Annotated in this window: 7 protein-coding genes; all 7 read left to right on the top strand. The window is 58.4% G+C overall.

Going from position 1 to position 12415, the window contains the following annotated elements; all coding sequences use genetic code 11:
• The first annotated feature begins 20 nt into the window (after positions 1-20).
• The 7 genes from ACYUCQ_RS02140 to bcsA all read left to right on the top strand — a co-directional run bounded on the left by ACYUCQ_RS02140 (position 21) and on the right by bcsA (position 11993).
• Positions 21-1397 carry a PDDEXK-like family protein gene (locus tag ACYUCQ_RS02140; protein ID WP_460252853.1) on the top strand — a complete coding sequence of 459 codons (1377 nt, stop codon included), beginning with the start codon at positions 21-23 and terminating at the stop codon, positions 1395-1397.
• 107 nt (positions 1398-1504) lie between these two features.
• Entirely contained in the window at positions 1505-4249 is a 2745-nt protein-coding gene (locus ACYUCQ_RS02135) for an AAA family ATPase (protein WP_460252852.1), read from the top strand.
• A gap of 340 nt (positions 4250-4589) precedes the next feature.
• Positions 4590-5303, top strand: coding sequence for a metallophosphoesterase family protein (locus tag ACYUCQ_RS02130; protein WP_460252851.1), 714 nt, complete (start codon positions 4590-4592; stop codon positions 5301-5303).
• Between the two features lie 499 nt (positions 5304-5802).
• Positions 5803-7890 (top strand): cellulose biosynthesis cyclic di-GMP-binding regulatory protein BcsB, encoded by a 2088-nt coding sequence (locus tag ACYUCQ_RS02125; RefSeq protein ID WP_460252850.1) that lies wholly within the window; start codon positions 5803-5805, stop codon positions 7888-7890.
• On the top strand, positions 7887-8606 hold the full coding sequence (bcsS, locus tag ACYUCQ_RS02120) for a cellulose biosynthesis protein BcsS (RefSeq protein ID WP_460252849.1): 720 nt from the start codon (positions 7887-7889) through the stop codon (positions 8604-8606). The genes ACYUCQ_RS02125 and bcsS overlap by 4 nt, the downstream gene beginning before the upstream one ends.
• Complete coding sequence (bcsZ, locus tag ACYUCQ_RS02115) at positions 8603-9727, top strand: cellulose synthase complex periplasmic endoglucanase BcsZ (protein WP_460252848.1); 1125 nt, start codon at positions 8603-8605, stop codon at positions 9725-9727. The genes bcsS and bcsZ overlap by 4 nt, the downstream gene beginning before the upstream one ends.
• Positions 9720-11993, top strand: coding sequence for a UDP-forming cellulose synthase catalytic subunit (bcsA, locus tag ACYUCQ_RS02110; RefSeq protein ID WP_460252847.1), 2274 nt, complete (start codon positions 9720-9722; stop codon positions 11991-11993). Before bcsZ ends, bcsA begins: the two co-directional genes overlap by 8 nt.
• Positions 11994-12415: the final 422 nt, after the last annotated feature.

The following is a 12415-nucleotide window of genomic DNA, read 5'->3' as shown; positions in this document are numbered from 1 at the left end:
AACATTTATTGGAGAACCAAATGCGACAGGTTACCTCTATTATGCCGCCCTGCTTGGGCGAACGCCATCCTGCAACCGTTGATGCCATGCCTGCGGTGGCGGTGAAGCCGGATTTATTCACGCCCAACCTGGTCAGTCCTTCGGCGAGGCTCGACGCTCTGGATGAGCTGAAACCCAAAGCAAGACGCCGGGGACGCAGAGGGCCGACGCGAGAAGCCAAGCCGAAACCCGAACCCAAACTCCCCATCATGGCGGGGCTGAGATCCAGCCAGAACAACGACCACAACCATAACCATGACCATAACCTGAACCAGAACCTGGGTGCTGGTGTCAGGGCCGGTGCTCCGTTTTGCTCGGCCCCATTGGTCGATGCTGACCTGAGCCGTGTTGCGCTTCCTTATTACCGAGGCGGCAAAGTGCAAGCGGGCACAATTCACACGGGCCCCAAATATGGCCCCCCATCGGCGATCCTCATTGGCGAGGCCGGTGCGAACCTGGTCCTGGCACAGTTGCTCGGCTGGGGTATCCCGGCCCAGATTGCGATGCCGGGGATCGCTTATGATCTGATCGCGGATATTCCCGGTCTGGATCTGCTCCGTATTCAGGTCAAAACCCGCAGCCGACCTAAAGGGCAAAGCTGCTCATTCACCATGACGCGGGGTTTTTATTACTCCAAGGCGGGCATGTTCAATTATGAGCGAGATGATTTTGATCTCGCGGCTTTTGTGTGCCTCTCCATCGGCGCGGTGTTTTTCTGCCATAACCCGAAGAGTCACGTCAGCGTCCGCCGGGCTTGGATGCAATCATCGACGATTGCGCGCGACAGTTTTGATCTGGCGCTGCATGCCATTCAGCGGCGGCGCCGGATTGATCAGCTTTCCTGGCTGGCTTCGATGAATGATGATGCACCGGCGCCGAGGATGGAAGCGAATACGGCGCAGTGTCCAGTATTGTCCGCCTTGCCACGTCCGGCGCCAATCCCGGCCTCGCGCCTGATGCCGTCTTCGGTGCCGGTGCCAGTGCCGACGTCAGTTCCTGCACAAGGATCGACGCCAGTGCCAACATCACTTCGTGCGCCAATTTCTGCGCCAATCGCCACACCAGTTCCTGCCCAGGATCCTGCGCCAGCTCCTGTGCCGGTTGCCATGTTGGCTCCCACGTCAATTCCTGCACCAGTATCCGCATCACGGCCCGGCGCAAAATTGGCGCCGGGTTTGCCGCAGGCATCTGAGCCAAAGCGGCGCCCAATACGGGTGCCCGCCCCACCCCAGGTGCGCCCGCAAAAGGCTCCGCCGCCCATACCCCCGTCGCAAGATGCGCTTGACGCAGTGGATTGGGATGAAGCGCTGGCCATGTTCGACGACCAGGGCGAATACGACGCGATCATCCCGATTTAAGCCCGCGCGATAACCCTCCCCCATCCAACTGCACTCCGGTTTTGCCCCGGCGCCAGAAGCGCCGTGCGGCAGCACGCAACCTCATTTTGATTGAAGGTAAATGACCGATGACCAACCAATCTTCGACTGATAACAACAAAACTCACGCCCTGGCGGATCAGGGGGCTCATGTTGCGACACCCCAGACCGGGGCCGACGCCCAGGCCGGCACCCAGGCCGGCGCCGAGGTCGGCGCCCAAGCCGACGCCGGAGCCGGCGCCAAGGCCAGCACCGCTACTGTCACAAACGCGGCGAACCACCTTGCCACCAAGGCAACCACCAACACGGGCACCGATTCCACCACCGACCATGACAACAACTTGGTGATCAACCCGGCCAGCGAATCTCTCAGCAACCCGGCCCTTGATCCGGCAGCCGCCTCGCTCACCCCTGCGGATGCGGAGTTTACGTTCGACTTTGAAGCGGATGGCCCGATCTGCACTCTGCCCACGACCGCAGCGTCATCTGATCACTCTGATCACTCCGATCAATGGGACCTGCCCGAGCCGTCTGATCCGTCTGCGGATCAAGATGAATGGGCAGAAAAAGATGACGCGGCGCAGTCAGATCAGCCTGACCAGCCCAACCAGCCCAACCAGCCTGACCAGCCGGACCAGCCGAACCAACCCACCCAAGCCGGACCCAACCAATCCGAGCCGCGGCAACTCGATTGCGCGTATTTCGTCGGAGCAAAAATGCTCGATCAGGCTTTGGGCCCATGGGCCAACCCGCCCCGCCCGGGATTGTTCATCGTGCAAACCCCCAGCAGCGCCTGGACCTCGACGATCAAAAATCTGATCGACCCCTATTTGAAACGCCGGCCCGGACAAGCCCAGCGTCGCTCGTCGCGACGGCCCTATATCTACCAAGGCCCAACAATTTGCTCGTACGGTATGACCGCAGAGGAGCAATCATCCGATCTGACCTCGGAGAATAATCGTTTGCTGCAAAATATCGAGCAAAACCTTGCCGCCGGCAGCGTTGTGTTCATCGTCACCGATGATCTCGAGACCGTGCCTTTGGCGTTTCGCTATGCGGCGGATCGCATTTTTATCCTGCCACCCCCCAGCCGGCAGGCCCTCATCGCCCTGCTGCGCGAGATCGCACCTGGGACAAAAAGGTTCGATCTGCTCGATGTCCCCGTGGAGGAGCTGATGCCCCATATGCTCCGCTTGGCTTATCGGCCAGCGATCAAAACCCAGACTTTTCTCCGCCGCTTGAAACAACTTTCTACACCCGTGCCCAAAATCATCGACCACCAGATCATTCCGTTTAGTCGGCTGCATGGCGTGGAGAAGGCCGAAGCCTGGGCTGATGAGCTTAAGCAAGACCTGCAGGATTATGCGGCAAAAAAATTGACCTGGTCACAGGCACGACGGAGCCTGCTGCTCTGTGGCGTGCCCGGCACCGCCAAGACCACGCTCGCTCGCACCATTGCCGCGCATTGCGACATTGGCTTCGTGTCGACCAGCTATGCCAAATGGCAGCGCGATCAACGCGGGCATCTCGGGGATGTGTTGCGCGCCATGGCGAGCGTCTTTGCCGAGGCCCGCGCCTGCGCACCTTGCGTCTTATTTATCGATGAGCTCGATACGCTCGGCTCGCGAGGCGATAATAGTCCGCAACGCAGCGATTGGTGGCGCTCGATCATCAATGCGCTGCTGGAGCAAATCGCGGGCGTGGATAGCAATGAGGGCGTCATTATCATTGGCGCCACCAACTATCCGGAGTTGATCGATCCGGCCATTTTGCGATCAGGCCGGATGGAGGATCATATCGTGCTCTACCCGCCGGACCCTGCCGCGCTCGCGCGGATTTACCAGGATGAGCTTCAAGGTCACTGCGCGGATTCAGTGGACTTGAAACAGCTTGGATATCTGAGTGCGGGCAAGACGGGGGCGGATGTGGTGCGGATTTGCGCGGCAGCCCGCCGCAAGGCACGCAACCAGAGCCGGCAGGTTACGCAGGAGGATTTGATCGCGGCACTCGACAAGGACGGGGGGACGCTGAGTGCCGAGCAGCGGCGGCGCATCGCGATTCATGAGGCCGGGCACGCGGTGGTGATGCACCAGCTTGATGGCGTAGAGGTTACATCGGTCACGGTGATCGGGACGGGTGAGACGGGCGGCGCCACCCTGAGCACGATGACGGAGCATAATTTTCTGACGCCATCGCTTTTGGAGACGCGGCTCATTGCCTTGATGGGTGGTAGGGCAGCGGAAGCGGTATTGCTGGGGGATGTCAGCTCGGGGTCTGGGGGTGCGGAGGGATCTGATTTGGGCAGTGCGACCGTGCTTGCGGCGCAGGCTGAGCTTTCCCTTGGGTTGGGGAGCCAGGGTTTGATCTGGCAGATGCCGCCGACGGCGCGGACTGTAGGCGAATGGCTGGGGCGGCGCCCGGATGTGGCGGAGGCGGTGGGTAAGAGGCTTGACCGCGCTTATCAGCGGGCATGTGAGCTGATCCGCGCCCGGATCGGAACGGTGGAAAAGCTGGCGGAGGCATTGTTGCGCCATCAGGCTCTGGCGGGTGAAGAGCTTGCGCGCTTGCTCCAGGATGATGCCGTGCCCGGCGATAATACTACGCCGCTCCCTCACCGTTCGCGCCGCCACGATCCGCTTGGTCACGATCCAGTCGGTCAAGATCCAGTCGGTCACGGGCCGCTCAGCCAGGACCTAATGTCTGGCAAGCCGACGCACAGCGAGGGGTCTGCGCCATCCGGCGCAAATTCGCGCTGCGATGATCAGGGGGCGACACCGTCAGAATCTTCAAGGACCCAAACTACGCGTCCTGGCGACGAGCCGTCAGCGATTTAGGCACACGAACCCGGCTGGCATGCAGATGCCTCGCTGTCAGCCAGGCCAGCCTATCCGGAAGATCAGCCTGCATGGCGGGAGAGTGGCGTGCAGGCTGATCGCCGGTTCTGATCGCCGGTTCTGATGGCTGGTGGACCATATGGGCTTATATCGGCTGGCATCTTTCGGTATCGCCGAATACCACCCGTTGCCCGCCGATCCCGATCAATGCTGGTTGAGCCTTCTGACCCCCGCCGATGCCGGCGGGTATTGGTGGGCTTTTATTCAAGCTGATGAACTTCAACCGATTTTGGCACGGTATTACTCTGCAGCGGCGCGAAATACCGATAGGAGCAAAATAATGACGCATTCTCTCCTGCCAGACCACCGTGAACCGTCAGGCATTCTGTACTATGGCGATCCTCATGGAAATTGGCGCCCTTTGATCGACGCCGTATTGCGCAACCGGCCGGCCGCCGTCGTGATCCTCGGCGATTGCGGTCTCGATGCACCGCTCCGTCAAAAACTCGCCGCGATCTGGGATCTGGTGCCGGTCTGGAAATGGATTATCGGCAATCACGATGTCGATAGTCTCGGAGAATACGAGTTTTTGGTGGAGAGCGATCCGGCGGGAAATCTCAATGGCACCTGGGCCTCACTGGACGGCCATATCGTCGCGGGGCTGGGTGGCATTTATCGCGCCCAAGTTTGGTATCCCAAATTTGGCGGCACCGATGATGATCCCCCAAAATTCCGCACTCGGCGCGACATGGTCAAGGTCACCGCCCGGGCGGATCGGCTCAAGGGCGGGCTGCCGCGCTCTGCACGGGCGACGATCTTTCCCGAAGATCACCAGGCGCTGCGGTCTATTCGGGCCGACATCCTCGTTTGCCATGAAGCACCGACATCGGATCGGCATGGGTTTGCCGCGATCGACGCACTCGCCCATGAGATGGGCGTCAGCCTGGTGGTGCATGGGCATCATCACCGCAGCTATGAGGGTCACACCGCCAATGGCATCGCCGTCAGGGGGCTCGGTATCGCCGAGCCGTGGTTGTGGCAGGGCAACCAATGAGGAGCGGCGCGGACGATTAATCCGGCCTTCCCTGTGCAGTTCTCAGCGGAAATCAACAGTGCTGACACCAAACGTCAGGGGGATCGACGTTGGACGCGATTTTCGCATCTCACGGGGTCGTTATTGCAAGCGAATTCGCAGTCATACGGGGACAGTGTTACAAACAGGCGCCAGTCACGGGCTGGTGTGCGAATATCCGAGCGCCATCGATTAAGTTAGCTGAACAGCGGCACATCGTGCATCCGACCTGCTGTTGTGACCGTAGTACGTTCTGCTAAATTGAACCGAGAAATCGCGTGTAATGTTTGAAAGATCAATTAGCTTTCTTTACAACCAATCACGTGAATAGATTCGGCGTAAGCAGTCTCTCCCTAACCCGACGAATGAAAGCGCAGGCATGATATCAAGAGCAGTGTTGGAATTTCTGAACCCATGCCGATCAAGTGACTGCCTGAATTCCGAGATATGCCGAAAATTGTTATTGCTGTTGATATCCATCATGTCAGCTTTGCTGTTTTTTTCACAAGCTGACGCCCAAATCACATCTTTGCCTGTCCCTACCAAGCTGACGATCCATCATCGCATCACTTGGTTTCAGGGGGGTGGCGCGCTGTCATTCCAACACGAAATCTCCTCGGCCCAGATTACCATACCCGAGCCTTACGACCGCAGCTTCACCAGCGTGACGCTGCATCTGCGTGGCATCAATTCCCCGAGTCTGTTGGAGAAACGTTCATCGATCCTGGTGAGCGTGAATGGTAATCCTGCATCGACGCTGTCGCTAGATGGATCTCAGCCTGAGATTAACCAGACGATCACGATTCCAGGTAAGTTCTTCACGCCGGGCTATAATGTGGTGACGCTGCGTGTGGTGCAAACGACGGGTCAGATCTGCGAGAAGTTTGACGAACCGTCTCTCTGGACGCGTCTGTCGCCGCTCTCGACCGTCACCATCGTGTCGGTGCCGCGCCCGATCACTCGCAATCTGGCGGATCTCGGTAGGATTTTCGACAAACACAGCTTACAGAAGGATGCGCGGGTCACAATCCTGTATAACGCGGTGGCCCGCCAGCATCCGGATATTATCGTCGCCGCTGCGCAAGGGATCGCTCGCCTTTATGATTACGTGCCGGTGAAGATCGACGTCGTGCCGCTGACCGGTCAGCAATCTGACATCGCGGACCCGCCCTCGCGGCCGGTAATTGTTCTCGCGCCCAGTCCATCATCGACGAACCCGAAGAATTCGACCAACGCCAAGATTGCCATAAAGCCGACAGCGAATGGTGGCACGCTGATTCGGATCAGCGGCACCTGGCAGTCGGTGATGGTCGCCGCTCGGTTGCTCGGAACCCGACAATTCTCATGGCCCGATGCCAACAGTGCGACGATTTCAACCGCGTCCTATCTCAATCATCAAAAGACCGCGCCATCTGATAACCTCGATCAGTCCTTGCTCGACCTGCATACGTTGACCTCGACCCTGGTTGGGCCGAACGTGGAATTTGGCCCTATAACGTTCTGGAACGATTACTGGGGCGGTCGCGCGCTGATTACGGCGCACCTCGTCTACGGGGCAGGTGGGGCGCCGGACAATCTGCTTGGCGTTTATGTCAACGGTATTTTTGTAGGCAATGTTCCGCTTAACCGATCAATCGGGGGCGTCTACACCGATTACAAAATTGCAGTGCCGGCGCACGTCCTGGTTCCAGGCAAGAACGAGCTGGTTTTCCGTGGCACGTTGCGCCACCAACCCGTGCATGGCGGCGAGTGCACCTCGGCGGGATATAGCAAGGGCATTCCAATCACTCTCTTTGACGATAGCACGGTCAGGATTGCTGGTGGCTCGCGGTTGATCCCGGATAATCTGGCTGAATTGAACTATGCTCAGATCCTGCCGCATCAGCTACTACTCGCAGGTAATTCACCTTCGGTCCTGTCCGCGGCCGCAACGCTTGCGGCAAAAATCACGCAGACGGATTCCGGGATCACGCTACGCGCGCAGATGCTCAAGCCTGGTGTGCCGATCGAAGGCGCGGTCATTATTGGTAAATTGGCCTCGATCCCAACCTCCATTATCGGTAAGACGGGTATCGTCCCGGGCGCCAGCGCGCCGGCATCATCACATCGAGTGGTCTACATCAACAATGCTACCGATCGCCCGAGCCGCGGGATGTCCGGTTCGATCCCGCCAACTGGACCGGTGGTCGCGGTGAGCAGCAAGCACGACGCCACCTATGTCGCCATGATCCCGTCGGGCAAGCTTGGGACGATTGTGGTGGCGGCCCAAACCGGGCCGTCGCTTAAATCGGGCGTGGATACGCTAATTGGATGGTCGCACTGGTCACAGCTCGGCGGGCATGTTGCAGTGATCGAGCCGGGTGCTAAGACATTGGCGATCGCTCCCGCCAATCTCAAGGTTGAGAGCGTTGCCGGTCGGATCGGCTATTTTGCCACCCGTAACATCATCATCGCGCTGCTTGGCTTCCTAGCGCTATTGGTGGTGACTGTCCTTGTGGTCCGTAAGGCGCTCAACCGGCGATATGCGGAACGCAATAGCTCTGGCAAGAAACCGGGTGGCGCGTTATGAGCCGGGTTACCCTCAGAATCCAACCGGTTCTGCTCACCCTGCTGCTCGGTCTGCTTGTGCTTATCGCTGCACCGGACGTCGCGGTGGCGCAGTCGCTGCTGATCGGTGGCGCACAGGCCAGCCGTGCATCGGACTATGGGTATTTTGGGCTGATCGATCCCGTTTGGGGAGGTCGTCTCGGCCAGGGATTTTTCCTGGCCCCGATCATCGGCGTGAGCCGCTACAGCTTCACCCAGTCCAATACCCGGTTCACCGGTCTACAGCCCTCCGCTAGCCTTGGTTTGGGCTATGCGTTCTCAAGCGCTGGGGTAAACACCAACCTGTCTCTGGCCGCTGGCTATGCCAACACCAGCCTATCGCCCTATCTGCCGGCTGGCGCGGTTCATGGGGGTAGGGGATTTCTGGAACCATCGCTCTGGGTCATGGCGCCGATCGCACCCAAATTGTCCGTGGTGGTCAATAGCGGTTATCTGACTGGCCTACGCAGCTACTGGTTGACGTCCTATGCCCAATACCAGATTGCACCACACTTCACATTGGGACCGGAGTTCGATATGGGCGGCGGCCCCAATTACCGGAACCGCACGATCGGCCTGCGACTGGGCACCGATATCGCGCATCGACTTCAACTCTCCGGAACGCTGGGTGCGATCACCAACATCCCGGGAAGCTACCATCCCTATGTCGGGCTCGGCGTGACATTGCCATTGCGATGATGCTGAGACGCCACCTCCTATTGACCATGGCGGCCACCAATGGCCTCACCGGCGAGATGGCTGACAGTGCTGCGGATTGGTCATGGGTCACCTTGTGGAACGCGTATCGCGACCGGTTCATCGACCATCAAGGGCGAGTGATCGATTTTAGCGAGAATGACGGCATCACCACCTCCGAGGGGCAGGCTTACGCCCTGTTCTTCAGCCTCGTCGATAATGACCGCTCGCTGTTCAAGAAAATTCTTTCCTGGACTGACACCAATCTCGCTGGCGGCCAACTCGGTCGTAAATTGCCGGCTTGGAAATGGGGGCGGCAGACGGGGCAACATTGGGGCGTTCTCGGCAGCAACTCGGCTGCCGATGCCGATTCTTGGTTGGCCTATACGATCGCTCTGGCGGGTATGCGCTGGCAGCGGCATGACTATGCCTCCTTGGCCATCGACCTCGTCCGCACGATCATCGAGCAGGAGACTGCCATCACGCAGATCGGTCGGGTCTTGCTGCCCGGGGCTGATTATTTTCCCAGGCAGAGCCCAGTTCTGGTTAATCCGAGCTACACGCCGCTATTTCTCGCGCGGGGACTGGCGACCATGACGGGAAATCGCGATTGGGCAGATCTGGCTGACGCTGTTGTCCCAATGATCCGCGCGACCACTGTAAACGGCTTTGCCCCTGATTGGTCATGGCTGCCGGGAACACTATCACACCCGACCGGCTATCCTGGCACCAAAATCGGCAGCTATAATGCGATCCGTTGCTATCTGTGGGCCGGCATGAACCCACCGACGATGCCAGGAGCGCCTGAGATTCTCGCGCATCTGACCGGCATGGCCGGGATCATGAGGGACAGAGCAGTCCCGCCGATCAACGTGATCGTGGCGAGCGGCAAATATCATGGTAACGCCAACGCCGGATTTTCTGGCGCGCTGGTCCCCTATCTGCAGCGGCTTGGCATTGAGCCCGCATTGACCCAACAGATCGCGCGGGTGCGCCACACACTGGATAGTAATGGGCGGCTACCGGGAAAATCAGCTTACTATGCTGAAAATCTGATCCTGTTCGGGATCGGGGCCTTCACGGGCCGGATCCGGTTTGATCGGGGAGGCATCCTTATTGACTGAAGCACCAATCGATCAACCGCGTGGTCGCGGCAAGTTGCTGGAGACAGCTGCCGTGATGCTGCTGATGCTGGTGGTATCCGCTGGTATGGTCCCGGTGCTTGGGATCAGCCTGGTGATCAGTCAGATCGCCATTATCAGCGCACTCTATCTGATCTATCGGATTGATGGCGGATATAACCGTAAGGATCGGAATCCCTACGCGCGCACCCTGGTTAGCCTGCTGACCGTGATCCTGACCGCACGCTATTTTTCTTGGCGGTTCAACAACACGATGCCTTATGGCTATGGTTGGATCGATGTGTTCTTGGCATTTCTGCTTTTAGCCGCCGAAGGTCATGGCATCGTGTCCAGTCTATTGGGTCAGATTATTAACGCTATGCCGTTGCAAAGACGTCCGCGCGCGCTTCCCGACGATCCGGAACATCTTCCCAGGGTCGATGTGCTGGTGCCCACTTACAACGAAGACCCATCGATCGTGGAGACCACGGTGATCGCCGCGACGCAGATGCGATATCCTGCGGACCGCCTGACAGTTTATATCCTTGATGATGGTGGAACCGATGCAAAATGCGCCCAGCCCGGTGCCGCCGGTCTTGCAGCTCGAGAACGCGCGACCACGCTGAAAAATATCGCGTCACGCTTCGGCGCGCAGTATCTCACCCGCGCACGTAACGAGCATGCCAAAGCCGGCAATCTCAATTCAGCCCTGTCATCGATCAATGGCGAACTGATCCTAGTGCTCGATTGCGACCATGTGCCAACCGAGGATTTCCTGCGGCGCACCGTTGGGTTCTTCCTCGATGATCCTCGGTTGTTTCTCCTGCAAACGCCTCATAATTTCGTGACGGCCGATCCGATTGAGCGAAATCTGCGCACCTTCCGCAACATGCCCTCAGAAAACGAACTATTCTACTCGGTCATGCAGCCGGGCCTGGATTTTTGGGGAGCTGCGTTTTTCTGCGGCTCAGCTGCCGTGATGCGCCGCGCCACGCTTGATGAAATCGGCGGGATTTCTGGACGCACCATCACCGAAGATGCCGAAACATCGGTGAAAGCACTGACAGCGGGATGGCGAACTGCCTTTTATAACCGGCCGATGGTCTCAGGCTTACAGCCGGAAACGTTCAGCGGCTTCATCCTACAGCGGATCCGTTGGGCACAGGGCATGGTGCAAATTTTCATTCTGGAAAATGTCTGGCTGAAGCCCGGGTTGCGGTTCATGCAACGGCTGATGTTCACGAATTTCGCCTTTTACTGGCTGTTCCCGATCGCGCGCATGATCCTACTGACCATGCCTCCTGCCTTTCTATTCTTCGGGATCAATGTTGCGGTGACAACTCCACGCGAATTACTGATTTTCGCCGCGCCATATTATGTGGCGACCCTGATCAACAGCCAGTATTTTTACGGGCAGGTCCGCTGGCCGTTCTTCTCGCAAGTCTATGAGACCGCACAGTCGATTTTTCTGGCCTTTGGGGTGTTTTCTGTAATCCGTCATCCAAACCGACCGACTTTCAAAGTCACGCCAAAAGGCGAATTCCTTGAGGAGGATTTCGTCTCCAGCTTAATCTGGCCATTTTATATCATCACGCTGGTCAATTTTGTGTCGGTGATCTTTGGGGCATGGCGCCTGCTTACCGAGCCCAATCTTCGCGACGCGCTGATACTGGTCGGCCTCTGGGTATTCCTCGATACCATCACATTGATGAATGTGCTCGGAGCACTGTCTGAGCGCAGACAAACGCGATCAACCCCCCGCGCCGTGCGCCGCGAGCCGGTATGGATCCGCATTAATACCGGACCATGGCACACGACCAAGACTTATGATCTGTCGCGGCACGGTGCCAGCGTCCTGATGCCACCTGATTTACCGCCCTTCAAGGTCGGTGATTATATCGAGGTGTTTTTCCGCAGACGGGGCATGAGTCTGCTGGGGCGGGTACGCAACACTAAAGGCACCGGCGCATTGCGCCGCATCGGCCTTGTCTATGAGTTGGAATCAGCTGCCGATGAACGCTACGCGGTGATGCTCGCATTTGGCGATAGTGCTACCATCGTATCGCGCGTTAATCGGCGCCATGGCGGATTGAGTGCGGCTAGGGCATTCGCGTTCCTGGTGCAGATCGGAACGATCAATTTTTCCCGGTTCATCTGGCTCTCGACCCGGTTGATCCGCGTCCGTGTGATCCGCAAATTCTCGGGACGCCGGCGAAAAACCCCAGATCGCGTGGAATCTGACAATCCGCTCGCCAGCGTTAACCGGTAGCATCTCGACCCGCAACGATCGCCGACTTGGGTTAGCCATCAGGCCGAGACTATGGCTCGCAAATCGGTCGGCTCCTTCAATCGTCGCTCCAGACAACGTTATCCAGAATATTCAACGGGTAAGCGTTGTTTCTCTGACCTTGTTGGCGTGAGTCGATGTGATGCCGATTTTGATCGGCATGATGCAGGAAGAATTGAATGAGGTTTTTGACGGGGCACCAATAGCGAGCACTCCTACGAGCGCTCGTAGGAGTGCTCCGATTGAGCGTGTTGAGGTGATCACGCGTGGCGCGCGGCGACGATGGTCGATGGTTGAGAAGCAGGCGATTGTCTCGGAGAGGTAACCGATGCGAGGGCCCGACGTTGAGTATTTGCTGGTTCAATCACGGACTAGCGAAGCGGTGAAGCATCCAGAATTCTCTG

This window comes from Acidiphilium sp. MT5 (genome assembly GCF_054767495.1).
This window is presented reverse-complemented; position numbering and strand designations above follow the sequence as displayed.